22 protein-coding genes and 1 other RNA gene are annotated in these 26,143 nt (G+C 52.9%); 7 read left to right on the forward strand and 16 right to left on the reverse strand.

What is annotated here, in order from left to right:
• Positions 1-169 precede the first annotated feature (169 nt).
• The 3 genes from H8K43_RS19200 to ffs all read right to left on the reverse strand — a co-directional run bounded on the left by H8K43_RS19200 (position 170) and on the right by ffs (position 1,937).
• Entirely contained in the window at positions 170-1,000 is an 831-nt protein-coding gene (locus H8K43_RS19200) for a potassium channel family protein (RefSeq protein ID WP_329604524.1), read from the reverse strand.
• Between the two features lie 150 nt (positions 1,001-1,150).
• Positions 1,151-1,603 (reverse strand): cache domain-containing protein, encoded by a 453-nt coding sequence (locus H8K43_RS13990; protein ID WP_230403964.1) that lies wholly within the window; start codon positions 1,601-1,603, stop codon positions 1,151-1,153.
• Positions 1,604-1,838: 235 nt separating this feature from the next.
• Positions 1,839-1,937, reverse strand: an RNA gene (gene ffs / locus H8K43_RS13995) — signal recognition particle sRNA small type.
• A gap of 256 nt (positions 1,938-2,193) precedes the next feature.
• On the opposite strand from ffs, the gene H8K43_RS14000 reads away from it, so the two are divergent.
• The gene (locus tag H8K43_RS14000) at positions 2,194-3,108 is read left to right on the forward strand and encodes an ABC transporter ATP-binding protein (protein WP_186904419.1); all 915 of its coding nucleotides are present in this window, start codon (positions 2,194-2,196) and stop codon (positions 3,106-3,108) included.
• 9 nt (positions 3,109-3,117) lie between these two features.
• Positions 3,118-6,693, forward strand: a complete 3,576-nt coding sequence (locus H8K43_RS14005) for an ABC transporter permease/M1 family aminopeptidase (protein ID WP_186904420.1) — start codon at positions 3,118-3,120, stop codon at positions 6,691-6,693.
• A gap of 286 nt (positions 6,694-6,979) precedes the next feature.
• Here H8K43_RS14005 and ubiD read toward each other — a convergent pair whose 3' ends face one another.
• On the reverse strand, positions 6,980-8,464 hold the full coding sequence (gene ubiD / locus H8K43_RS14010; RefSeq protein WP_162021090.1) for a 4-hydroxy-3-polyprenylbenzoate decarboxylase: 1,485 nt from the start codon (positions 8,462-8,464) through the stop codon (positions 6,980-6,982).
• Positions 8,465-8,956: 492 nt separating this feature from the next.
• On the opposite strand from ubiD, the gene H8K43_RS14015 reads away from it, so the two are divergent.
• A complete protein-coding gene (locus H8K43_RS14015; RefSeq protein ID WP_186904421.1) occupies positions 8,957-9,898 on the forward strand; it encodes a transglycosylase SLT domain-containing protein in 942 nt (313 codons plus the stop codon).
• A 74-nt stretch (positions 9,899-9,972) separates the two neighbouring features.
• On the opposite strand, the gene H8K43_RS14020 is transcribed toward H8K43_RS14015, so the two are convergent.
• From H8K43_RS14020 to H8K43_RS14050, 7 genes are all read right to left on the reverse strand, one after another.
• Positions 9,973-11,145 (reverse strand): pyridoxal phosphate-dependent aminotransferase, encoded by a 1,173-nt coding sequence (locus H8K43_RS14020; RefSeq protein WP_186904422.1) that lies wholly within the window; start codon positions 11,143-11,145, stop codon positions 9,973-9,975.
• Positions 11,146-11,358: 213 nt separating this feature from the next.
• The gene (nusB, locus tag H8K43_RS14025) at positions 11,359-11,823 is read right to left on the reverse strand and encodes a transcription antitermination factor NusB (protein WP_186880586.1); all 465 of its coding nucleotides are present in this window, start codon (positions 11,821-11,823) and stop codon (positions 11,359-11,361) included.
• Positions 11,824-11,964: 141 nt separating this feature from the next.
• A complete protein-coding gene (ribH, locus tag H8K43_RS14030) occupies positions 11,965-12,465 on the reverse strand; it encodes a 6,7-dimethyl-8-ribityllumazine synthase (protein WP_162021005.1) in 501 nt (166 codons plus the stop codon).
• Between the two features lie 165 nt (positions 12,466-12,630).
• Positions 12,631-13,743, reverse strand: coding sequence for a bifunctional 3,4-dihydroxy-2-butanone-4-phosphate synthase/GTP cyclohydrolase II (gene ribBA / locus H8K43_RS14035; RefSeq protein WP_162021006.1), 1,113 nt, complete (start codon positions 13,741-13,743; stop codon positions 12,631-12,633).
• A 152-nt stretch (positions 13,744-13,895) separates the two neighbouring features.
• Positions 13,896-14,768, reverse strand: a complete 873-nt coding sequence (locus H8K43_RS14040; protein WP_186904423.1) for a PhzF family phenazine biosynthesis protein — start codon at positions 14,766-14,768, stop codon at positions 13,896-13,898.
• Between the two features lie 113 nt (positions 14,769-14,881).
• Positions 14,882-15,421: a GNAT family N-acetyltransferase gene (locus H8K43_RS14045; protein WP_186904424.1), complete on the reverse strand. Its 540-nt coding sequence runs from the start codon at positions 15,419-15,421 to the stop codon at positions 14,882-14,884.
• Positions 15,422-15,427: 6 nt separating this feature from the next.
• Positions 15,428-15,829 (reverse strand): hypothetical protein, encoded by a 402-nt coding sequence (locus H8K43_RS14050; RefSeq protein WP_186904425.1) that lies wholly within the window; start codon positions 15,827-15,829, stop codon positions 15,428-15,430.
• 374 nt (positions 15,830-16,203) lie between these two features.
• On the opposite strand from H8K43_RS14050, the gene H8K43_RS14055 reads away from it, so the two are divergent.
• Positions 16,204-16,593, forward strand: coding sequence for a DUF1842 domain-containing protein (locus H8K43_RS14055; RefSeq protein WP_230403966.1), 390 nt, complete (start codon positions 16,204-16,206; stop codon positions 16,591-16,593).
• A 144-nt stretch (positions 16,594-16,737) separates the two neighbouring features.
• Positions 16,738-17,640 carry an EamA family transporter gene (locus H8K43_RS14060; RefSeq protein WP_186904559.1) on the forward strand — a complete coding sequence of 301 codons (903 nt, stop codon included), beginning with the start codon at positions 16,738-16,740 and terminating at the stop codon, positions 17,638-17,640.
• Between the two features lie 74 nt (positions 17,641-17,714).
• On the opposite strand, the gene thrC is transcribed toward H8K43_RS14060, so the two are convergent.
• From thrC to H8K43_RS14085, 5 genes are all read right to left on the reverse strand, one after another.
• On the reverse strand, positions 17,715-19,178 hold the full coding sequence (gene thrC, locus H8K43_RS14065; protein ID WP_186904426.1) for a threonine synthase: 1,464 nt from the start codon (positions 19,176-19,178) through the stop codon (positions 17,715-17,717).
• A gap of 183 nt (positions 19,179-19,361) precedes the next feature.
• Positions 19,362-20,222, reverse strand: coding sequence for a formate dehydrogenase accessory sulfurtransferase FdhD (gene fdhD, locus H8K43_RS14070; RefSeq protein WP_186904427.1), 861 nt, complete (start codon positions 20,220-20,222; stop codon positions 19,362-19,364).
• Positions 20,223-20,229: 7 nt separating this feature from the next.
• Positions 20,230-20,520, reverse strand: coding sequence for a hypothetical protein (locus tag H8K43_RS14075; RefSeq protein WP_222611050.1), 291 nt, complete (start codon positions 20,518-20,520; stop codon positions 20,230-20,232).
• A 5-nt stretch (positions 20,521-20,525) separates the two neighbouring features.
• Positions 20,526-22,823, reverse strand: a complete 2,298-nt coding sequence (locus H8K43_RS14080) for an FdhF/YdeP family oxidoreductase (RefSeq protein WP_186904428.1) — start codon at positions 22,821-22,823, stop codon at positions 20,526-20,528.
• Positions 22,824-22,898: 75 nt separating this feature from the next.
• Positions 22,899-23,471 (reverse strand): helix-turn-helix domain-containing protein, encoded by a 573-nt coding sequence (locus tag H8K43_RS14085; protein WP_162021014.1) that lies wholly within the window; start codon positions 23,469-23,471, stop codon positions 22,899-22,901.
• 313 nt (positions 23,472-23,784) lie between these two features.
• Here H8K43_RS14085 and kbl point away from each other — a divergent pair, with 313 nt between their 5' ends.
• A complete protein-coding gene (kbl, locus tag H8K43_RS14090) occupies positions 23,785-24,990 on the forward strand; it encodes a glycine C-acetyltransferase (RefSeq protein ID WP_186904429.1) in 1,206 nt (401 codons plus the stop codon).
• A gap of 115 nt (positions 24,991-25,105) precedes the next feature.
• Positions 25,106-26,071, forward strand: coding sequence for an NAD-dependent epimerase/dehydratase family protein (locus H8K43_RS14095; protein WP_186904430.1), 966 nt, complete (start codon positions 25,106-25,108; stop codon positions 26,069-26,071).
• Positions 26,072-26,143: the final 72 nt, after the last annotated feature.

Genomic DNA, 26,143 nt, shown 5'->3' on the forward strand with positions numbered 1-26,143 from the left:
CAACAATACAGCGAGCAAAGAAAGCTGTTCAGCCCTGTCACCGGCCAACATGCATCAGACTCACTCAGCAAAAGCAGGATTTTGCGACATTTCCAGCGCCAGCGGTCGTTTTTTTTCGTCTATACCGGATTGGATAGCAAGCACAAGAGAGTGCTGTACTTCCAGCCGCTTATTCATGAACCCGCGTAATGGTGGCCTGCGCCAGCTGTTTTTCTATGCGGTCCAGCAAGGCATCACGCTCACGCAACTCCAGTCGCAGCGCATGCACTTCACGGCTCAATGAACGTATGTCCGCATGCAGCTCCTGCTCCAGCTGCTCCTCATCCTCTTCCACAAACAGCGCTGCGATATTGGCGGTCACGATAGAAAACATCGCATATCCGAGCAGTACAATAAACACCGCAAAAATTTTTGATGCCGGCGTCGACGGCACAATATCGCCATAGCCTACGGTGGCGATTGTCGTGAATGCTAACCAGACGCCATTCGCATAGCTGTGCACATTCGGCTCCAGCCAGTAAAAACCGGCACCTGCCGTGGCCAGCAATAACAAGGCCAGTACAACGACCTGCACCAGATGACTGGGCTTCATATGACGCAGCACCAGTGTGGCGATACGCATCATGATCGCAGCGCACAGCGCCAGCCGCAATAACCACTCGACCAGACTCCACTCTGTCGCAGATGGCAGGCTACTCAACACGCAGCCAAAGACGATACTCACATCCAGGATCAGCTTGCCGCTGCGCCTTTCCTGAAAACGGTTTTTGCGCCACTGCACCCATGTATCCACCGCAATCAGCACAGCCACCATGGCATACAGACTATGGCCTATGGTACGGGTCAGTTCATTATCACCCGCCAGCAATAAATAAAAGGCAGGGATGGACAACATCAATCCCGCCAGCAGTAAAGGACGGCTAAGCCAGTTCAGAAAGCGTTGTGTAACCGGGTAGGCGCGCTTGGCACCAGAGCTCTGTACGGTTTTGGGACGTCCCACTTATCACCTGAGTCTGAAGTATGGTTGAAGAAAGATAGCGGCAACATGCGTATGTCTGAGCTGCACGCATACCCAATCATACCGGATAGAAAAGCAAAAAAGCACATGCCTGCATGTGCTTTTCAGCGAGAGTGTGACAGAGAAGTCTGTTTATTTATACACGCCGCAGCCAACAAAATAATTGTCGACCTTTTCCACATAGCTGGATTTCGCTTCCAATGCCTTACTGACCGGATTCGGCCATTGATAATCGACCCAACCCTTACCCTTGGTATTTGTGAGCTCTATCATGTCCTTGATAATGAATTTGTCGCCAGCACGCATTTCCAGCAGATTTTTACCCTGCATTTTAGGATTCACACCGTGACTCAGATTGATGCCATTCTGATCGTAGACAAACAAATACAGGTCACGGTCATGAAAAGTTTTATTGGCTGGATTAGCAAATTCAGCAAATGCCTTCTCTTTACCCACTTCTTTAATATAAGCGATGCCTTTTTTGACCATCGCGATCGCCTCGTCGGAGCTGCCGCGCTCTTGCGCCTGTACGGAACCGATTGTTATCAGACTCAAACCCAGCATCAATACACTTCTGCGTAACATCTTCATTTTGTCTCCTCTGGTTAATCCTGCTTTCGCCTTTTTGTAGCATTAGATTACCTTAAAGCAACTAAATCGCAAGCAGTACGCATGTGCATCTGCAGCAAGCTCGATCTGGATCAAACTTTGTCGTCACAGTCGATGGAAAAAATCAGGAAATCAAATATCTGCCGCTGCAGCAGCGAGGAAAATATGAAAAATTGGGGGGATGTAAAACGGGATAAGAGAGAGAAGCAAGGTTGGCGAGCCTGATCTGCGGCACTTGCGGGAAATGATTGTGGCTGCTTCGTTCCCGACCTGACCAGGTTGACCATGCCGCAATGCGCAGGGGCCCGCCAGCGCGCATTATAGCGCAAAGCGCCAGCTTAAGGGGGAGTTTTCTGAACAACTCAGTCTGGATAGTTTTTCAGCCTGCTTTTTCAGGGGTTCATACAGCCTTAAACGGGTTTCATCCCAAAGTCACTCCCGCCGCATCTGAGCAGCTACATTCTGCATATTCCGGAATCCGCCAGCATGATTGCAGCGCATTCAGGATTTCAGACGGCACAGCACTTCAGCTCAGCCTGCATTCATCACAATCAACGGGAAGACACATGGAACTACGCATACAGCATCTGAGTAAAACTTATGATAACGGCGTCAAGGCGCTCAATGATATTTCGCTCACCATACCGGCTGGCATGTTCGGTTTGCTCGGGCCAAATGGTGCCGGCAAATCCACCTTAATGCGCACCCTGTCCACACTGCAGGACGCTGACAGTGGCAGTGCCACGCTGGATGGTATCAATATCAGCGAAAACAAAGACAGTGTGCGTCGCATGCTGGGTTATTTACCGCAGGATTTTGGTCTTTACCCTAAGGTTAGCGCCTATGACTTACTGGATCACTTTGCGAGTCTGAAAGGTATCAGCCAGCGCAAACAAAGAAAAGAAGTGGTGGAAGCCCTGCTGCATCAGACCAATTTATACAATGTCAAAAACAAGCATGTGGGTGGTTTTTCCGGTGGTATGCGGCAGCGCTTCGGCATCGCGCAGGCGCTGATAGGCGATCCCAAGCTGATTATCGTGGACGAACCGACCGCCGGACTGGACCCGGAAGAACGCGTGCGCTTTCACAATCTGCTATCCGATATAGGCAGCGACAAAATCGTGATCCTGTCCACCCATATTGTGGAAGACGTGGCTGACCTCTGCAATCACATGGCGGTAATACGCCAGGGTCAGGTGGTCTTGCAGGGCCAGCCTTTGCCACTGATAGAACAAATCGCCGATCAGGTCTGGAAGCGCTTCATCGATAAATCTGAGCTCGCGCGCTATCAACAAGAATTCCGCGTTATTTCCAGCCGCCTGATTTCGGGCCGCACATTGATACACGTGTATGCAGAAGACCAGCCGGCTGAAGGCTTTTCACCAGCACATGCGAATCTGGAAGATGTCTACTTTGCCGCCATGGCAGGCTTACTCGGCACTTCCGCTACCACAACAACAGCAAGTGCTGCAAACGCCTGAGGATAGCCCATGTTCACGATCTTACAGTTTGAACTGCGGCAAAAATTCCGCAGCATATCGACCTATATTTACTTCCTGATGTTTTTTGCGCTGGCCATGCTGTGGGTAACCGCTGCCGGTGGTGCATTTTCCGGTGCGACTATCAGTTTTGGCGGAAAAACCTATATCAATGCACCCAGCTCTGTTTCGCAAACCATCACCTTCCTCGGTTATCTGGGCACAGTGATCGTCGCTGCCATGATGGGACGCGCGATACAGCAGGATACCGAGCACAATATCTGGCACTTCTTTTATACCCTGCCCCTGCATCGTTTTTCTTACCTCGCAGGCCGCTATCTGGCCGCGCTGATTACTTTGCTGTTTGTATTTTCCAGCATCGCCTTAGGCGCCTGGCTGGGCTTATATCTGCCAGGCATAGAGCCAGTGCGGGTTGGCCCGGGTTTTGCGATGGCCTATATCCTGCCCTACTTTTTTTCTATCATTCCAAACCTGATCACTTTTGGCGCGATTTTCTTTTTCCTGGGTGCGATATTCCGCCGCATGCTGCCGGTCTATGTTGCGAGTGTGGTGTTACTGATAGGTTATCTGATCGCCGGTGCCTTACTCAGCGATATGGACAACCGCAATCTGGCCGCCATGATAGATCCCTTCGGCTCGCGCGCGATTTCAAGGCTGACCGAATACTGGAGTGTAGACGATAAAAATACCCGCCTGATTCCTTTGGCCGGGATTTATCTGGCCAATCGCCTGCTGTGGGGCAGTATAGGACTGATCACACTGGCACTGTGCTTCTGGCGTTTTCAGTTCAGCGCAGCCAGTGTAACGGGTAAACAGAAAAAAGAGGCGGTAACAGCAGCGCCAGCCAGCCTGCGGGTTCCAAGCGTGCAGCCGGATTTTGGCAAGGCGCATTTATGGCACTTGTTCCGTGCCCAGACCTGGCTGAATTTGCGCGAAACCGTGAAGAATGTCTACTTCATCACGATAGCCTTGTGCGGCGTGCTGTTTATGTTTGCGACCTCCACGGCCATCACTAAGATGTATGGCACTGCGACCTATCCGGTGACCTACGCAGTTTTGCAAGTGATGAGCGGCAGCTTCGCCTTATTCATGCTGATCATTACCACTTTCTATGCAGGTGAACTGGTGTGGCGCGAACGCGAAGCGCGCATCGCGCAACTGATGGATGCTTTACCGGTACCGAATGCGCTGCCCTTCTTATCCAAACTCAGCGCCCTGATCCTGCTGCAAGGCATATTACTCGCGGTGTTGATGGCATGCGGCATACTGGTGCAGCTGTTTCATGGTTATACCCAATTCGAACTGGGCCAGTATCTGTACCAGCTGTTCCTGTTGCAATGGCCAGACTATATGCTGCTCGCAGTATTAGCCATGTCTTTACAGGTCATCGTCAATAATAAGTATGTCGCTTATTTTCTGATGATACTGTATTACATCGCCAGCATTGCACTGCCCGCACTCGGTGTTGAGCATCCTATGGTCATCTATGGCAATACGCCCGGCGTGACTTATTCGGCACTGAATGGCTATGGTCATTTTATTCCTGCAATCCGCTGGACCCAGGCTTACTGGGGCGGTGCCGCCCTGATGCTGATTGCGGCCAGCCTGTGCTTCTGGGTACGCGGTACCGGCAGCGACTGGCGTGGTCGCCTGCATACGGCGCGCGCACAGTTAAGCGGCAGCACGCTGGGGCTGGGCAGCGTGGGTGCCTTGCTATTCCTGCTGTGCGGTGGCGTGCTGTTTTATTTTTACAATATCGTCAATAGCTATAAAACCAGCTATGACAATGAAGCGGCGCAGGCTAACTACGAAAAGAAATACAAGGCTCTGGAAGGCAAGCCGCAGCCACGTATCAGCGATGTCAAACTGGCCGTCGATATTTTCCCTGATCGTCGCAGCACTGCCATCGAAGGTGAATATCAGCTGGTGAACCGCAGCGCCGAAGCAATCAGCGAAATCTATATCCTGCAAAATGACGAGGCTGAGATCCGGCAATTGACACTGGAATCACCGAACACGGCCGGCATTCGCGATAAAGACATGGGTATGTACAGCTTCCGCCTGCAGCCAGCACTGGCGCCCGGCGCCTCTGTCCGTCTGCGTTTCCGTCTGAACTATGACGCAAACAGTTTCCTGGGCATGAGTAAGCGCGATACGGTGATCGCTAACGGCACTTTCTTTAACAGCTCGCTGATGCCACACATAGGCTATCAAAGCAATTTCGAGCTTACTGAAGATAAACTCAGACGCAAACACGGTCTGAAAGAAAAAGAACGCATGCTGCAACGGGACGACCCACGCGGTCTGGCTAATAGTTATATCGCTAACGATGCGGACTGGATACGCTTTGATGCGACGGTATCCACCAGCAGCGATCAAATGGCGATTGCGCCCGGCAAGCTGGATAAGAGCTGGGAAAAAGACGGACGCCGCTATTTCCATTACAGCGTGGATCAGCCCATCCTGAACTTCTACTCTTTCCAGTCTGGCCGCTACGCCGTCAAACAGGCGCAGTGGAACGACGTCGCCATTGAGATCGATTACCAGCCGGGTCATGAATACAATCTGGACCGCATGGTTAAAGGTGTACAGCAATCGCTCACGTATTACAGCAAGAACTTTAGCCCTTATCAGCATAAACTGGTCAGGATTATTGAATTCCCGCGCTATGCAAGCTTTGCACAAGCCTTCCCGAATACCATCCCGTTTTCGGAATCGATAGGCTTCATCGCTAAAGTCGACGATAACAATCCTAAGGACATTGATTATCCGTTTTACGTGACCGCGCATGAGGTTGCCCATCAATGGTGGGCGCATCAGGTGATTTCAGCCAATACCCAGGGGGCTACCACGCTGGTGGAAACGCTGGCACAGTATTCAGCGCTGATGGTCATGAAGCAGACCTATGGTGAAGCGAAAATGCGTAAGTTCCTGAAGTATGAACTGGATGCCTATTTGCGTGGACGTGGTCAGGAAAGGAAAAAGGAGCAACCGCTGGCATTCAATGAAAACCAGCAGTACATCCACTACAACAAAGGCAGTCTGATCATGTATCTGATGCAGGATCAGTTAGGTGAAGAGCAGGTCAACCGTGCTTTACGTGAAGTGGTTGCACAGTACGCAAACCATGGCGCACCGTATCCGACCAGCCGTGTGCTGGTAGATGCCTTGCGTCGCGTAGCCCCGGCCGACAAGCAAGAGATGATCACCGATGCGTTTGAATCCATCATCCTGTATGAAAGCCGCGCACTGTCCGCTACCGCCAAAGCAATCGGCGCAGACCAGTATGAAATCACGCTCAAAGTCAGCAATAACAAACTGAAGGCGGACGAGTTCGGTGCGGAAAAAGAAGTTGCGCTGAACGACAGCATGGACATAGGCGTCGACGATAAAGATGGCAAACCCTTATTACGCGAACGCCATCTGATACGACAAAAATCCGGCGAGTACAAGTTAATCGTCAGCGGCAAACCGGCCAAAGCCGGGATAGACCCTGACAATAAGTACATCGATCGCAAACCGGACGACAACCTGATACAGATAGAGTTTCAGGATGGCGCTAAATAAGCAGTACACCGCTTAGTTTTTGGCAGCAAAAAGCCGCAAGCATCAAACAGAACACCGTTGATGCTTGCGGCTTTTTTTCGACTGCCAGCATGGACTGTCAGCATGTTCAGTCTATGTCGTCTTCATGGGTAGTCTGTGCAGCAAACAACAGCACAGGATAAACAGGAAAAATCCAAGACCTAAACCCGATGCGCTTCTCCAGCCAAAATGCGGCCAGCAGGCGCATGTATACTCAGTCATCCATTTCACTCAATGACAAAAGCTGACTCTTCGCCTGCGCCGGATTTCACAGTCCCAGTTGCTGCCAGATCTGATCGACCCGGGCTTTTACTTCGGGCGACATGGTGATGGTCGTGCCCCATTCACGATCGGTTTCGCCTGGCCATTTATTGGTCGCATCTATCCCCATTTTTCCGCCCAGACCACTGACAGGCGAGGCGAAATCCAGATAATCGATAGGCGTGTTATCGACCAGCGTGGTGTCCCGCACCGGATCAACGCGGGTGGTGATGGCCCAGATCACTTCTTTCCAGTCACGTACATTCACGTCTTCATCCACCACCACAATGAACTTGGTATACATGAACTGCCGCAGAAAACTCCAAACGCCAAACATCACGCGTTTGGCGTGACCGGGGTAGGCTTTCTTCATCTGCACAACGGCCATGCGGTAGCTGCAACCCTCAGGCGGCAGATAGAAATCGGTGATCTCTGTGAACTGCTTTTGTAGCAAAGGGATGAACACTTCATTGAGTGCCACACCCAATACCGCCGGCTCATCCGGTGGTTTACCGGTATAGGTGGAATGGTAAATCGGATCGCGCCGCATGGTAATGCGATCGATGGTGAATACCGGGAACCAGTCCTGCTCATTGTAATAGCCGGTATGGTCGCCATACGGCCCTTCCAATGCATGCTCATAGCCGGAAGGATGGTTTTCGTCCGGATAGATATGCCCTTCCAGCACAATTTCTGCCGATGCCGGTACCCGTAATTCACTGCCGATTGCCTTGACCAGCTCAGTGCGGCTGCCGCGCAGCAAACCGGCAAACTGGTATTCCGACAGACTGTCCGGCACCGGCGTGACTGCACCCAGAATCGTCGCCGGATCGGCACCCAGCGCCACTGCGATAGGATAAGGCTGGCCCTTGTTGATGATGGCATGTTCACGGAAATCCAGCGCACCGCCACGATGTGCGAGCCAGCGCATGATGACCTTATTCGGCCCCAAGACCTGCTGACGGTAAATACCCAGATTCTGGCGCTTTTTATTGGGACCCTTGGTAATCACCAGTCCCCAGGTAATCAGCGGCGCAATATCGCCCGGCCAGCAATGCTGTATCGGCAGCCGCGCCAAATCCACGTCCTGCCCTTCCCACACAATTTCCTGACATTTCGCGCCGCGTACTTCTTTCGGCGCCATATCCCATACTGCCTTGACCAGCGAGCCCATGCCGAGCAAGTCTTTAAAACCTTTCGGTGGCTCTGGCTCTTTGAGTGCGGATAGCACATGACCGATCTGGCGCAATTCACTCAGATCACTGGCTCCCATGCCCAGCGCCACGCGCTTAGGGGTACCGAATAAATTGCCTAATACCGGAATGCTGTGTCCGGTCGGATGGCGAAATAACAGTGCCGGACCTTCGGCGCGCAGGGTACGGTCACAGATTTCCGTCATCTCCAGATGCGGGGAAACCTGGACATCCACCACTTTTAGTTCATCCAATTGTTGCAACTGAGAAATAAAATCTCTCAAATCCGAATATTTCATCATTTTTCGCTTTTTTCTCTATCTGAATACGCTGGTCAAGCTAAATCCGCTAAGTGCTTGATTTTATTGTTTTTTGCTGCTTTGCAGCAGTTTTCATTATACCTATAAGTTATAGAAATCAATTTTGATAGTATTGACTCGATATAAAACCGCCCCTACAATTCGCCCAACTTGATGAAGAGCTTCTGGCCTACGATACGATTCTGGCACTTTCCATGCGAAGAAAGTTTAGCCACTAACGGTAACATCATTCACGGGGATCGGGCCCCACATAACATTGTAAGGATTGTTTTCGAAAGGCGTCTGCCTTCACCCGAAAAAAGTTGTTGATCACCGGATGCTCCGGTAGCAGGTCAGACAGACCACATGGATCAACAACTCCGGCGTCATCCGATCGCGCCTTGCGACGATGACGATGTTTCTGATACGCGGCTGTTTGAATTGCAGAGTATGAAGTCACTACCTGCGACGCGTAATTTCAGGAGGTAAAAAATGCTTCAACGTATTAACTTAGCTGTTCCTGGTAGTTCAGCTGCGGATGACCAGCGCCCTGCGCCGTCGGCCTCAGCATTCGCATCTGCTCCGGCATTGATGCACGCAGTACGTCAAATCCTGACGATTTCCGGTGTCATCGCGATGCTCGCGCTGGCAACCATGTTTTTCAAACCGGAGTTAGCAGATAAATTTAAAGATCTGTCTCCATTCGCGACCGCCGAAGAAGAAGTGGCCGAAGCGGAAGTGCCTCCCCCAAGCCTGGCGATGCTGATGCAAGCCCCGGGTCAGGCAAAACCGGAAGTTGCTGCACACAATGCGGTCTTTTCCGAAGAAGATGCCAAAATGCTGGGTAATCAACGCCAGCAACAATGGGTAACTAACTGGCTGTCCAAACGCTATCGCATCGCGACCGATGCAACCAATATGCTGGTCTCTGCGGCCTATCTGACCGCGAAAGAAATTAAACTCGACCCGCTGCTGATACTGTCAGTGATGGCGATAGAATCCGGCCTGAATCCTTTTGCTGAAAGCCCGGTCGGTGCTCAGGGCTTGATGCAAGTGATGTCCAAAGTCCATCATGAAAAATTCCAGGAAATGGGTGGCGTCAAAGCTGCTCTCAATCCGGTTGCCAACATCAAAGTCGGCGCACTGATCCTGAAAGACTATGTGTCACGCGGTGGCTCGGTCGAAGCTGGCTTGAAAATGTATGTGGGCGCTGGTGCCATGGATAGCGATTCTGGCTATGGCTCACGCGTACTGACTGAATACAAGCGTCTGAAAGACGTGTCGGCCGGTAAAAACGTTCCTACCGTATTCAGCAATCCTGCTCCGGCTGCCGTTCCTGTGATTCGCAACACAGAAACCGTACCTGTGATCCGTAATGAACAAAACGAAGCTAAGGTAAAAACCGAAGCCAAGGACCAGGTAGCCGCGCTGTAAGCGCAACGCAACAAAACATCCTTACACAAATAAGCCGCCTGCTGCTCATCGCACAGGCGGCTTATTTTTTAGGCTTATTTTTTTTCAGGGTGTAGAAAAGCCTTGAGACGACGCACCGCCTCTTGCAGATTTTCCAATGAATTGGCGTAAGACAAACGTACATAGCGGTGCGCGGTCGCAGGACCAAAATCCTTACCCGGCACGATCACCACCCCGGCTTCACGCAGTATTTGTTTAGCGAAGGCATCGGCATCGTCACTGAAGCGCGAGCAATCGGCATACACATAAAAGGCGCCATCCGGCGTCACTGGCACATCCAGACCTAATTCGCGCAAGGCGGGCACCAGATAATCCCGGCGACGCCGGAATTCTTCTTTACGCGCCGCATAGATTGCCAGGCTGTCCGGCGTAAAACAGGCCAGCGCCGCATGTTGCGCCACGGCCGACGCACAGATAAACAGGTTTTGCGCCAGTTTTTCGACAGCGGGTACGATACTTTCCGGCACCACCAGCCAGCCCAGACGCCAGCCCGTCATATTGAAATACTTACTAAAGCTATTGATCACCACCACGTCGCTATCCAGCGACAGCGCAGAAAACGGTGCACCTTCGTAACTCAGCCCCTGATAAATCTCGTCGACAATGGTGTAACCACCGCGTTGCTTAACAATGTCTATGATCTCGCGCAGCTCCGATTGCGGAATCGAGGTGCCGGTAGGATTCGATGGCGAGGCCAGCAATACCCCGGCAGTCTGTGCACCCCAATGCTCACGCACCATTTGTGCCGACAATTGAAAACGCTCAGCCGGGCCGGATGGGATCAGCCTGGCCTGCCCCTCGAAGGCCGCAACAAAATGGCGGTTACAAGGATAGCTGGGGTCAGGCATCAGCACTTCCTTGCCCGCCTCGACCAACGCTGCACAGGCCAGCAGCAAGGCGGCCGACGCACCGGCCGTGACGATAATCCGCTGCGCTGGCACATCCAGCCCGAACTGATCGCGGTAATGACGCGAAATAGCGCTGCGTAAGGCAGGCAAGCCCAGCGACGAGGTATATTGCAATTTACCCTCGGCCATCGCTGTGGCGGCGGCAGCAATCACATCCGGTGGCGCGGTAAAGTCAGGCTCACCGATACCCATATGTATCAGGTGTCGCCCTTCGGCTTCCAGCTCAGCCGCCATTTTCATGAGTTCCATCACGTGAAACGACGAAATATGGTCGAGCCGGGATGCGAGATGATGTTGCATAGTGTTTTATCCTGAAATGCTGAGCCAGAAAATGTTGGATGACCAGGGCGAGGCAAGCTCTGGTCTGAGCTGCAGTCAATGCTGCACGCTGGCGTGGTGAGCGCAGCGCTACGCGTCCAGTCACCACAAAAAAAAATCCGCCTGCTTCAGTCAGAAGTCAGGCGGACAGATCATACTGTGACCGATACCATCGATATCACTTCGGCAGGCAAATTATTTACCTGCAGCGATCTCGGCAGGACGCAGCTTGGCAGCCAGCTTGTCCAGCACACCATTGACGTATTTATGACCATCGAGACCACCAAATGACTTGGTCAGCTCAACAGCCTCATTAATCACAACGCGATAAGGAATTTCGATATGGTTTTTCAATTCATATGCGCCGATCAGCAGCACAGCGTGCTCAATCGGGGATAACTCAACCAGCGGACGATCAATCAGATCGCCGAAGGCTTCGCGCAACTGTATGGATTGATTAATCGCGCCGTGCAGCAGGATATCGAAGTGCTCGCGATCTGCTTTATCGAAGCCATGAGCCTGGCGGATATGGGCGTCGATCACGCCGGAATCTTCATTGTTCAGCAGCCATTGGTACAGGCCTTGCAAAGCGAATTCACGCGCACGGTGGCGCGGGGAGCGACTCTTACTTGGATTCGCGTGTATGGATTTTGTGGTCATTATTTTCTCTTACTCTTACTTTTACGTTCATTACTGCCGGACAGCGCTGCATGTGCAAAGGCTCACAAAAAGCCTGCGCCTTAAAATTCAAGCGACTGCGTCCCTGGTGCACGATGCCTGCAGGCAGCCGCAGCGGGACGATTATTCGTCGTCGTAGTCCAGATCTTCTGTGGCTTCAGCGAGTTCATCCAGAGCCAGGGTCAGATTCGCCATTTCAACGGCAACCCGCGCTGCGTCCGCACCTTTTTCTTGCATACGCACTTCGGCTTGCTCGTCATTTTCAGTGGTCAGAATTGCATTCGCAATCGGAATGCCCGCATCCAGACCGACGCGGGTGATACCGGCACCAGATTCATTCGAAACCAGTTCAAAGTGATAGGTTTCGCCACGAATCACCGCACCCAGCGCAATCAAGGCATCAAACTGATTGGTTTGCGCCATTTTCTTCAATGCCAGCGGCACTTCTAATGCACCCGGCACGGTCACGTGCAGGATGTCTTCGTCCATCACACCCAGGTTTTTCAATTCAGCCAGACAGGCGTTGAGCAAACCTGCACCCACATTGTCGTTAAAGCGGGCCTGAACGATACCAACGCGTACGCCTGCGCCATCCAGATTTGATTCGTAGTGTCCAACTGTCATGATCTTCCTTTTGCGCTGACGCGCTTAAAACTTATCGATTTGCACCCCGTAGTTACATGGGGTTCAGTGCTGCTTATGTATTGCTTATGTATTGCTTATGTATTGCTTATTTACCACTCATTTACTGCCGGTGAAACGACATTGCCGTGCAAGACACTGCCTGACTCACACCGCAGGCTTATCCAGATAGCCAGTGACTTCCAGGTTAAAGCCTGTCATCGACGGCATTTTACGTGGATTTGCCAGCAACTTCATTTTACCAACGCCGACATCCTTGAGGATTTGCGCGCCTATGCCATAGTTACGCAAATCCATTCTGGCAGCACGGCTGACCGGACGCGTCTCTGGCGTATTGAGTGCGGTGAACTGATCAAACAACTGTTCCGCGCTTTCTTCGCAATTGAGCAACACGATCACGCCGGATTCAGAGGATTTAATGGCCTGCATCGCCGCCGCGATATTCCATGAATGCGTCGTTGCCTGACTTTCCAGCAAATCCAGTATTGATACCGGCTGATGCACACGTACCAGGGCTTCTTTATCGGCAGCGAGTTCGCCGTGAATCAGCGCCAGATGGGCAGAACCGCTGGGTTTGTCACGATAAACGATGGTTCTGAAGCTGCCATGCGCAGTATGCATAGCGCGTTCTGCAACCCGGTCAACGATGCTTTCGGTCTGGCTGCGATAGTGAATCAGATCAGCGATAGTGCCGATTTTGAGCTGATGTTCCTGCGCGAACGCAATCAGATCAGGCAGACGCGCCATGGTGCCGTCGTCTTTCATGATTTCGCAAATCACAGAAGCCGGTGTCAGTCCGGCCAGCTCAGCCAGATCGCAACCTGCCTCAGTATGACCGGCACGCATCAGTACACCACCCTTTTGTGCCTTGAGCGGGAAAACATGGCCAGGCTGCACGATGTCATGCGCCGTGGTTTTTTTATCCACCGCCACACGTACAGTACGCGCGCGGTCAGCCGCTGAAATGCCGGTGGTCACGCCTTCCGCTGCCTCAATCGAGACAGTGAAATTGGTGCCATAGGCAGTGCCGTTACGGCTGGTCATCATCGCCAGATTCAGCTGTTCGCAACGTTCTTCCGTCAGCGTCAGGCAAATCAGGCCACGGCCAAACTTAGCCATAAAATTAATAGCTTCCGGTGTCACGAATTCAGCGGCCATTACCAGGTCGCCTTCGTTTTCACGGTCTTCTTCGTCGACCAGGATCACCATGCGACCGGCACGTAATTCTGCAACGATTTCCTGGGTAGTAGAGATACTCATAGGGAGATAGTCCTGATGCGGCATGGCTGCTGATACTGTATGACCAGAATGACAGCGCAGCCTGCACAAGCTGCAATTGAAAAGAATCCCGCTATTTTAAAGGATTTCGCCTTACTCTTCCTGCGCTTTCTGCGCTTTAGACTGGATTTTCCTCAAATTTGAATGCGGCCACGGCCGATTTCTATGACTTTGCCACCGACCCGTATCTTTTCCTGCCCGGAAATATCCAGATACAAGACGCTGGGACGTCCCATCTGTACACCTTGCTCAACACAGTATTGTTGTTGCGACAGCATATTCTGGTGCCTGAGCCAGGCACCCAGGTTGGCGCAGGCCGAGCCGGTCGCCGGATCTTCACCGACACCACCATCTGCACGTTCGAAGAAATAGCGCGCCTGAATTACAGCCTGCCCTTGCACGCTATGGTCGCTGTTATTTTCCATATAAAAAACAAAGACAGTGCGGCGTCCGAGGCTGCTGCGCGGCCAGCGCGCCAGCAACTCAGCGCGGAATCCCGCCTGCTGCAAAGCAGTTGCGCTGTTCACGGCTATCAGCAACTGATCCGAGCCGGTATTCACCCATAAGGGTTCAGCTACGATATCCTCGGCCCGCAAGCCCAATACCGGCGCCAGTTCTGCCGCACTGAGCGGGCAAGGCGTAATTTGCGCTGCCTTAGGCGCAACGAAAGACCAGACTGCTTCATTGCGCTGCAGAGGAACTATCCCGGCGCGGCACGACAAACTGAGCTGACTACCGGTCTGCAGTAAGTCGCTGACGACTGCTGCAGAACCGACACTGGGATGACCTGCAAACGCCATCTCTGTGCCCGGCGTAAAAATACGCATATGCCTATCCGCCTGATCAGACGGCAGCAAAAACACGGTTTCAGACAAATTAAACTGCCGCGCCAGCGCCTGCATCTCGGCATCAGACAAGCCGCGCCCATCTTCGAACACACAAAGGGGATTGCCGCCAAAAGTCGCTTCGGCAAATACATTCAATAAACGATAGGCATAGTCACGCATAGATTTGAATATTTGGAGTCCATGCCAGCAGTGTAATGGATGGTCTGCGGCCAGAGAGAGAACTTTATGGCAAGTGCAAGGGAATACAGCGCTAATCGCTACAGACGCGGCAATCAGGCATCCTGCGCCAGCCGTGAATACATCAGAAAATCGCCCGCCACACCGCGCACCTGCCGGAAAGAACGCAATAAGCCCTCGCGCTCGAAACCCAGTTTTTCCAACACCCGTATCGAGGCTAAATTTGATGGCAAGACTGTGGCCTGTATGCGCACCCAGCCCATCTGGCTGTAGGCCCATACCAGCAAGGCGCGTGCCGCACTGGCTACGATGCCCTGCCCCCAGTAAGCCGGGTCCAGATCATAGGATAATTCGGCACTGCGATTTGGCACCGATATAGTATGAAAACCTATCGTCCCCAGCAGTCTCCCATCGCGCTCATCGGCGATTGCGAGGCGTATCTGTGATCCTGCCTCTGCGGATGCGAAGAGGTCGAACTGCGGCAGCAAATCCTGCAGATCACGCAAATTCCAGCTGGTGTGCTCTATGGTTTGCGGCAGCTGCAAATAGGCGTACCAGGCAGGGGCATCACTGCGCTGTAAATCGCGCAGAATGATGTGCGGCTGGTCGGTGTGCAATTGCAGATAGGTACGCATAATGTCTTAGCGCGGTGAAGCGTGGATATGCAGCGCCAGCAACTGACAGCTTTGCGCTGAGGCGGCCGAAGTCTGAATCTGCACTGCGCCCAGCTTCTGCGATACCGCATCCGCCCAACTGGCGCTATGCGCATACGAAGCAGGCAAGCCATCTGCCTGCACAGACAGCCGGACACTGCTACCGGATCGCGGTCTGGTCGCCGCTGCGATACCGTCCAGCGTACCCAACTCAATCGCGAGCTTACTGAGTGCCGCCGCAGTGTTCGGGGACGGCGTGTTGAACCAGGTAGCCAGCTCTGTCGCTTTTCCCTGCGCCAGCAGCTGCGCCGCGCGGACCGCGCAGGAAGACTCAGCCAAGGCAGGCAAGGCAGTTGTGAGTAGCAAGGTGAAAATCAGGCGTTTTTTCATACTTTATTTATTGGTCTATTAAAAACCTACCGCTATCAAATATTGAACGATGGATAAAGAGGCAGTCTAACCGACACATCAAAAATTACAAAGATAGTCATAAAAAACGGGGAAGTAACTTCTGAAACTTCCATGTCAACACAAGTCTATGACATGTAACACCGCAAGCCATTCCGGCATGTAGCCACTCACCGCCACTCTGACGGAAGTCGGCGAAAAGCTGATTTCGTACTGGCACAGCATTTGCAATCAGTACCAAGTGTCCGGCTGCCTCGCAGTTGGATGATGTGCGGTAGCCGGGAACCTGTTCAACATCCCGGGGCGATATTCCGAAAAGCCTGACGAGTAGGAAATTCCATTACGATTATGAGGTTATGATGACTACAGCAACATCCCCTATCATCGGCGCTTACCTGGTTAAAGGCACGATCGGCAACACCCAGTTATTAGGCGCTCCGCTGGTCACTTACGCACTGGTCGTGGTACCGGGCCAGCATCATGTATCCGGTCATGTCAATGTGACGCAAGCGACTGAAAACGGCAACTACAGCGGCAATGTGACTGGCAAAATTTTTGCAACGGGTTATGGCAATGTGACCCAAGTGGTCAGCCTGCATGGCCTGATCCACCCGGATGCACCTATGCCACTGGAAATCCCATTCGAGGCCCACCTGGCGATCAATGGTGAATGGGTAGGCACGGGTGGCTTCAGCTATGGCAATGTGCATGTTGAGCATGTACCGGTCAAACATCTGGCTGGCTGATTTCCTGAATCAGATTTACTGAATGTAGCCTTGCGCATGGCTGCCGCGTGCGCAAGGCTGTATTTTTTTCACCTGTCATGCCCGCAGAATCGCTTACACTGACTGATCTTCCTGATAACAAGGCACCTCATGTCAGCTACTGCTCTGCGTCCCCAACATCTGCTGACCGCGCTGGTCGTGGTGGTCTTATGGGGTATGAATTTTGTTGTAATTAAAATCGGCCTGAAAGGCATACCGCCTTTTCTGATGGGCGCGCTGCGCTTCATACTGGTGGCCTTCCCTGCGATACTGTTTCTGCCCCGCCCCAAGGTTCCGCTTCGCCTGTTACTGGCCTATGCACTGACCATCAGCCTGGGGCAATTTGCCTTTTTGTTTTCTGCTATGGCAGTCGGCATGCCGGCTGGACTGGCTTCGCTGGTATTGCAATCGCAGGCATTTTTTACAGTGGCCTTATCGGCTTTGGTGTTTGGGGACAAACTGCATTTGAGTAATCTGTGTGGCATGCTGGTCGCAGCACTGGGTTTATTTATCCTGGGTAGCGCCAGCTTGCAGGGTAGCGCACAACAGGTGACACTGGCCGGTTTCGCCTTGACGATATGCGCTGCTTTTTCCTGGGCCAGCGGCAATGTGATTAATAAAAAAATTGGCCCGACTGCGGTGCTGAGTCTGGTTTCCTGGAGCGCACTGATTCCCATCCTGCCCTTCTTTGCGCTGTCATTCCTGTTCGAAGGCCGCGATAACATCGTTCACAGCCTGACGCATATGTCGCTGTCTTCTGCGCTGACTATCGTTTATCTGGCGGTAGCGGCAACACTGATTGGTTACACGCTGTGGGGACGATTATTGTCCAGCCTTCCTACTCATATGGTGGCACCGATGACGCTGATGGTGCCGGTGATAGGCTTGAGCGCCGCCTGGCTATTATTGGGTGAGGCACTGAGTCAGCTGCAAATCATCGGCGCGCTGACGGTGATGGGTGGCTTGCTGATCAATGTGTTTGGCGCCCGCCTGCTCGCTGCCTGGAATGCACGTTCGCCTGCCGCCTGACCCTTGCTGACCATAAGAAAACGGCGCTGTCTCTGGATCAGAGACAGCGCCGTTTTCTTTTTATGCTTAGTCGCTTACAGGCCGGTATGTTCGGCGATATAGGCTTTCATTGCTTCGACTTGCGGCTGCATCACAATAAAGCGCTGCGGCAGCGCTTCGATCTGTTCAAATCCGGCCGGACGCTGCGCATCTTCACCCAGTGCTTCGCGTATGGTTTCATTGAATTTGGCAGGTAAGGCAGTTTCCAGCACGATCATAGGCACGCCAGGCTGCCAGTGTTCGCGTGCGACCTTAATGCCGTCGGCAGTATGGGTATCGACCGTCAGGCCGTATTGCGCCCTGACCTGGCGTATGGTCTGAATACGGTCTGCATGTACCGATTTACCGGAGACAAAACCAAACTGCTCCACTTTGCTGAATTCGTCACCATCACTGCCTGGCGCGCCGGACAAATCAAAACCGCCTTTGCTTTCGACCTGTGCAAACAAGTGTTTAACGCGCACCGCATCACCATCAAGCAAATCGTAAATGAAACGCTCAAAGTTAGAGGCCTTGGAAATATCCATAGACGGGCTGGTGGTATGCCAGGTCTCGGCGGAAGCACGCACGCGGTAGATACCGGTACGAAAAAACTCATCCAGCACATCATTTTCATTGGTCGCCACTACCAGCTGGGCAATAGGCAAGCCCATCATTCTGGCGATATGACCAGCGCAGATATTGCCGAAATTACCGGATGGCACAGTGAAGGAAACCTGTTGTTCATTGCTGGTGGTCGCGCTCAGATAGCCACGGAAGTAGTACACCACCTGTGCCACTACTCTGGCCCAGTTAATCGAATTCACAGTACCGATGCGCTGCTGCTGTTTAAAGGCGAGATCATTCGACACTGCCTTGACCATGTCCTGACAGTCATCGAATACACCTTCGACCGCAATATTGAAAATATTCGGGTCCTGCAGACTGAACATCTGCGCGGTCTGGAAGGCGCTCATTTTCTGGTGCGGCGACAGCATGAAGACACGGATGCCGCGTTTGCCACGCATCGCATACTCAGCCGCACTGCCGGTATCACCGGAAGTCGCGCCAAAAATATTGAGTTCAGCCTGATTTTTTGCCAGCGCATATTCAAACAGATTGCCGAGCAGCTGCATCGCCATATCTTTGAACGCCAGCGTAGGGCCATTCGACAAGGCTTGCAGGATCAGCTTGCGACCTGCGCCATCTTCCTGCAACACGCGCAAAGGCGTAATCTGTGCCGCATCTTCACCCTCACGCGCATTGCGATAGACCTCAGCGGTATAGGTTTTGGCTGTCATGGCACGCAAATCTGCTTCCGGAATATCGGTGGCGAATTTGCGCAAGACTTCAAATGCAAGCTCGGCATAGCTTAGCTGGCGCCAGGCATTCAGCTCTGCTGCTGTGACCTGAGGATAAGTAGCAGGCAAATATAAGCCGCCGTCCGGGGCCAGCCCACCTAACAGGATTTCGGAAAAACTTTGCGACGCGGCATGTCCGCGGGTTGAGGCGTAATGCATACTTTGAGCAAGGATAGAGAGTCGATGAGGTAAATTTTCACCCCATTATATCGCCCTTACCACCAAATAACCTGCACAAATTTGGCAAAAACTCAGATTTTCTTTCTTATATTCAGATGCATCTAAGGATATATCTTTATTGCATATATTCAGGTCTGGCGCTCACGGCCAGCACCATCATGATCAGGCATCAGGCAGCAAGACTGTTTCGGGATGGGTGTAGATCACCAGTCCGCTTTGCCGCGCAAATCCTATCAGGCAGATACCTGCCTCCTGCGCCATTTGCAAGGCCAGCGCGGTCGGGGCTGACAGACAGACCATGAGACGGATATTGGCGACTGCCGCTTTTTGCACCAGCTCATAGCTGGCGCGGCTGCTCAACAGCAAAAAGCCATCTGGCCGCTGTGCATGCCGCCACTGTTGCGCCAGTGCACCCGTCAGCTTATCGAGTGCATTGTGACGACCCACATCCTCTCGCAACACTGAAATTTTCCCATCCAGATTGGCATAGGCCGCCGCATGCAGCGCACCGGTGACTGCATTTTGTAGCTGCAGCGCCGGCATTTGCCCGAGCGCGGCCTGGATCGCGGCCAGCGGGATGGATGGTCCGGCGCTGACCTGCGCACAGGACTGCGGCAAGGCATCCAGGCTGGCGATGCCACACAGACCGCAACCGGTACGTCCGGCCAGCTGGCGCTTCTGTCGTTTGAGCCGGTCAAAACATTCGGCCGCAATCTGTATCTCCAGCACCAGACCAGCAGGCTGATGCTGCTGCATTATGCGGATATCGTAAATCTGCTGCACCTGGCTGACCACGCCCTCAGACAAACTGAAGCCACGTGCGAAATCCTCGAGATCGGCCGGACTGGCCATCATCACGGCATGCGATATGCCGTTATAGACCAGCGCCACCGGCACTTCCTGCGCCACCTGGTCGGTAACAGCCTGCATACCGGGTTCGCCATAACGTACACGCTGCACCGTCACGGCCAGGCTCAGCGGCAGACTGTCCACGTCTTCTGTGACTGGCTGATCCGGCTTCATCGCGACCTCACCATGATGCGCATGCCGCCAGACCGGTCGCCGTCAGGTTGAGCAGCAGGCGTTCGCCTTGCTGTTCGCTGTGCACCCAGCCTAATCCGGCTTGTCCTGCAATATCCTTCTCACCCAGATAGGCGAGGCAGCGCAGCAAGGTACTCATACGCACATTTAAGCGTTTGCACAGCTTTTGCGCCGATAACGGCTGCGCCTCCTGCCGCAAGGCCAGCATCAGCGCCTCTATCTGCGCCAGCATAGTCAGATCGGCCTGCTCTGCTTCGGGAGCTGTGGTCTCCATCGTCATATGGGTCAGGCCTGATGCGCGGCCAGTGTGACCGGAATCGATTTGGAAGTCGGTGTACGCGCATGGTCGGCCACACTGGACAAGGCCACCAGGCCATTGGTCTCAGGGAAGTAAGCCGCCAGACAGCCACGCGGTATATTGTATTCAACCAGCATGAAGCGTTTGACGCTGCGTTCTGCTTTATCTTCTGAAATGCTGGTGATATCCACCCAGTCACCGGCACTAAAGCCCAATGCACGTATATCTTCTGCATGAATGAACAGCACGCGGCGCTCGCCGAACACCCCCCGATAGCGGTCATTCATGCCATAGATGGTGGTGTTGTACTGATCATGCGAACGTATCGTCGCCAGATTAAATACGGTTTGCTGTTGCGCGCTTCTGGCCTGATGGATAGGCAGATCGGTCGGTACCGCATGCGCAAAGAAGTTGGCCTTACCGCTTGCAGTACGCCATTCCAGTTCACGTGCACTGTTACGCAAATGGAAGCCACCCGGCACCCGCACCCTTGTATTGAAACTGGCAAAGTCGTCAAACACCTCTGCGATTTTGTCGCGGATACGGTCGTAATCGGCGACCAGTCCCATCCAGTCTATGCGAGTTCTGTCCTGCAAGGTCGCCACTGCCATGCGTGCAACAATCGCTGGCTCAGACAATAAATCAGGCGAGGCCGGGACATTCATGCCCGAAGACAGATGCACCATGCTCATAGAATCTTCCACTGTCACCGCCTGCGGGCCTGTGGCCTGCATATCAATTTCAGTACGGCCCAGACAAGGCAGGATCAGCGCATCACGGCCACAGACCAGATGGCTGCGGTTTAACTTGGTTGCCACATGCACCGTGAGTGCACAATTGCGTAAGGCACGGTGCGTGAGTTCGGTATCCGGCGTCGCGGTCGCAAAATTACCGCCCATTGCGAAAAAAACTTTATCCGGTGACGCCAGCATGGCTTCTATCGCGCCCACCGTATCATAGCCGTGCTCACGCGGCACTTCAAAACCAAACACTTGCTGCAATCTGTCGAGGAAGGCCGCTGCCGGTTTTTCATTGATGCCCATGGTGCGGTCGCCCTGCACATTGCTGTGCCCACGCACCGGACAGGCACCGGCACCGGGACGCCCCAGATGGCCACGCAATAACAACAGATTCACAATCATCTGTATCGTTGCGACCGAATGTTTATGCTGAGTGATGCCCATGCCCCAGCAGGCAATCACGCTACGCGCATGCAAATAGGTTTGTGCCGTGCGCTCAATCTGGCTGCGTTCCAGGCCGGATTCACGCACGATGGTATCCCAGGACTCTAGCCCGACTTCATCAGCAAATGCCTCAAAATTTGCAGTGTGCTGCGCAATGAAATCCACATCAATCAAACGTGCCTGGCCCTGCTGCTGCGCCAGCGCATCCGCTTCCAGCACATATTTGATGATGCCTTTGACCGCAGCCAGATCGCCACCTATCTTCAGTTGCAGGTAATCAGAGGAAATGGTGCTGCCATCACCCGATAACATTTCCAACGCATCCTGCGGGTCCTGGAATTTTTCCAGCCCACGCTCACGCAAGGGGTTGAAAGACACGATGGCCGCGCCACGCTTGGACGCGGCCCGCAATTCACCCAGCATACGCGGATGATTAGTACCGGGATTTTGGCCGAAAATGAAGATTGCATCGGCCTGCTGAAAATCTGACAGCAGCACCGTACCCTTACCTATCCCTATCGCTTCGCGCATGGCAAGACCGGATGGCTCGTGGCACATATTCGAACAATCCGGAAAATTATTGGTACCGAATTCACGTACAAATAACTGATACAGAAACGCTGCCTCATTACTGGTGCGGCCTGAGGTATAGAAAATCGCATCATCGGGCCGTGCTAAAGCGCGTAAATGCTGCGCGATCAAGGCAAAGGCTTCATCCCAGGAAACCGCTACATAGCGATCCGTCGCGGTATCGTAGCGCACAGGATGGGTCAGCCTGCCCTGATCTTCCAGCCAGTGATCGCTGTGACGACTCAGTTCCGCCAGCGTATGCGAGGCGAACAAAGCTGGGGTAGCGCGTCTGGCCGTCGATTCCGCCGCTACCGCCTTGGCGCCGTTTTCACAGAATTCAAAAGTCGAGGTATGGTCGGAATCCGGCCAGGCACAACCCGGGCAATCGAAGCCATCCGGCTGATTCGCCGACAGCAAAGTCCGTGCGCCCTTACCCGGTATGCCCTGATTCAACAATTGCTGTGCAACGCTTTTCAATGCGCCCCAGCCACCGGCGGGCCGGTTGTAGACCTGAATCACTTTCTTACTCATGCTTTCCCCTGCAAATTCTGTATTTCCTGTTCCGACAGCATCACCAAGGCCTGCTAGCGCAGCTGACTGCGCTGATCAGCGATGTATGACCACCAGCAAAGCTTTGGCTTCAGTCTTACCGGTATTCCGGATTGCGTGATTTTTATCGGCATCGTAGCGCGCGGTGGCGCCAATTTTGACTTTCTTTTTATGGCCTTCGACTTCGACCTCGATCTGACCGCTCAAAACCGTCAGATGCTCGGATGCGCCCGGGTCATGTGAATTTGACACCAAAGCCCCACCCGCTGCGAGTGTGAGTTCATACCATTCGTACTTGCCTGCCAGCTCCATCGGCCCCAGGATGCGCAACACATATCCGGCATGCTCACCCGGCAAGGTCGGCGTTTCGTGCGCTTCCAGCAAACGTATACTCTCTGCGGCAGGCAATTCAGAAGAGAGCAATTCTGCCATCGTCACTCCCAGCGCATTGGCGAGGCGCCAGGCAACTGCGATGGTCGGATTAGCTTTTTCGCGCTCTATCTGCGACAGCATAGACTTAGAAACGCCGGCAGTTCTGGATAAATCTTCTAAAGTAAGACCACGCTCCAGACGCATTTTCTGCAAAGTCGCACCGACTTCCGGCGGCGTATTCGACAAAACTTTTTTCATAAAGCCTATTGCACCACTAAAAAAGTATGATTAATATTCGATATATTGAACTTTAGTTCTAAATATTGGATTTTTTAAGATTTATTTAACCCGATGTACCTGATTTTTGCGGTCAGCGTATTTGCGAATTGCTTAAACTTATACAGTTTCTTGATTTAGCAGTGTAACAGCTAGCCACTCAGAAACGCCAAAAGAGCATGACAAATATGCTGCAACAATATGATGCAAATCGCAGACTGCAGCAAGATTTTCTCAGGTGCATCAATACACGATGACCCTACACTGGACAGCACCAGATCAAACGGAGACCAGCATGACCCAGAATACTTCCAGACTCGCCTTTATCGATAAACTGGCGGGCAACCTGAACGGCTTACGCGAACAAGGCCTGTTCAAACCTGAGCGTGTGATCGCTTCGCGTCAAGGCGCGGTGGTGACTTGCGACGATGGCCGCGAGCTGATCAATCTGTGCGCGAACAACTATCTGGGTCTGTCTGGTGATGAATCTATGGTGCAGGCATCGATCGCCGCGACCGAGCAATTCGGCTATGGCTTGTCCTCGGTACGTTTTATCTGCGGCACGCAAACTGTCCACAAACAATTAGAAAAAGCGATTGCCGAATTTCTGGGTACCGAAGACTGCATCCTGTATGCAGCCGCCTTCGACGCCAATGGCGGCGTGTTTGAGCCTTTGTTCGATGAAAACGATGCCATCATCTCTGACGCATTGAACCATGCTTCCATCATCGACGGCATCCGTTTATGTAAAGCCGCACGCTATCGCTATGCGCACAATGATATGGTGGATCTGGAAAAACAATTGCAGGCCGCTGCCGACAAACGTCACCGCATCATCGTAACGGACGGTGTGTTCTCTATGGACGGCACCATCGCCCAGCTCGATAAAATCTGCGAACTGGCAGACAAATACGATGCACTGGTGATGATCGATGAATGCCATGCTTCCGGCTTCATGGGCCAGACTGGTCGCGGCACGCACGAACATCACAATGTGCTCGGACGCATAGACATTATTACTGGCACCCTGGGCAAGGCACTGGGCGGTGCGATGGGTGGATTTACTGCCGGACGTAAAGAAGTGATCGATACCCTGCGTCAAAAATCCCGCCCTTACCTGTTTTCTAACACACTGGCACCGTCAATCGCTGGCGCCTCTTTATCGGTATTGCAAAGATTATCTGCGTCTACCGAATTGCGTGATCGCCTGCATGCCAATACTGAACACTTCCGTCGCGAAATCGTCAAACTCGGCTTCACCATTAAGCCAGGTACGCATCCTGTGGTTCCGGTCATGCTGTTCGATGCGCCGGTAGCGCAGAAATTCGCCGCCCGCCTGTATGAACTGGGCGTATTTGTGACCGGCTTCTTCTACCCTGTGGTGCCAATGGGACAAGCCCGGGTCAGGGTGCAACTGTCCGCTGCGCACAGCACAGAACAACTCGATACCGCGCTCGCTGCTTTCGCTCAGGCGGGTCGCGAACTGGGACTGATACAGTAATTCAGCACTGACGAAAACTGAGGCCAGCGTATCAGCCAGCTATCAATTTGCGGCACACTGACTGAACCTGAGTTTTACGTCGATTTAGCTATCTATTCTTAATCTGGAAACAAACATGGAAAAAATTCTTGTAATTGGTGCTAACGGTCAGATCGGCAGCGAACTGGTGGAAGCCCTGGCAGCACAGCATGGTGCAAACAATGTGATTGCAGCGGATATCAGCCCGGCCAGCCTGTATGGCGCGGCCATCTATGAAATCATCGACGTACTGAATGCGGCACGCATTACCGAAGTCATCGAACAATATCAGGTCACGCAGGTGTATCAGCTGGCAGCACTGCTGTCCGCAACTGGCGAAAAAGCGCCGCTGAAGGCCTGGGAACTGAATATGGATGGCTTGCTCAACATCCTGGAAATCGCGCGCATACGCGGCGAAGCTGACAAACCGTTGAAAGTGTTCTGGCCGTCTTCTATTGCTGCGTTTGGCCCAAATACGCCACCGGTCAATACGCCGCAATACACGGTGATGGACCCAAGCACGATTTACGGTATCAGCAAACTGGCTGGCGAACGTCTGTGCGAATACTATTTCGAAAAATATGGCGTGGATGTACGCAGCATACGCTACCCTGGCATCATCAGCTTCAAGTCGCCACCAGGCGGCGGCACCACTGACTATGCAATCGCGATTTTCCATTCTGCTCTGCGTGGTGAAGCATACAGCTGCTTCCTGGAAGCGGAAACAACTTTACCGATGATCTATATGCCGGACGCGATCCGCGCCACGATTTCGCTGATGGATGCAGACGCCGCCAAACTTTCTGTGCGTTCCTCGTATAATGTCGCCGGTTTAAGTTTTAACCCGCGCGAATTAGCAGCTGCAATCAAACAAAATTTGCCTGCATTTGACATACACTACGCTCCCGACAGCCGCCAGGCGATCGCAGCTTCCTGGCCGCAAAGCCTGGATGATGCACAAGCCCGCACAGACTGGGGCTGGCAGGCTCAGGTGGGCTTGCAGGATCTGGTCACCGACATGCTGAAAAATATCCATGTCGATGGCAAGGAGTTAGCAGCATAATTTAATTTCATAATTTCATAATTAGCGCAAAAAAATTCAGGTACCAACATCGCAATGAGCGCATCATGCCTC

Origin of the sequence: Cognatundibacterium curvum (assembly GCF_014284235.1) — a bacterium.
Taxonomy (GTDB): Bacteria; Pseudomonadota; Gammaproteobacteria; order Burkholderiales; family Burkholderiaceae_D; genus Undibacterium; species Undibacterium curvum.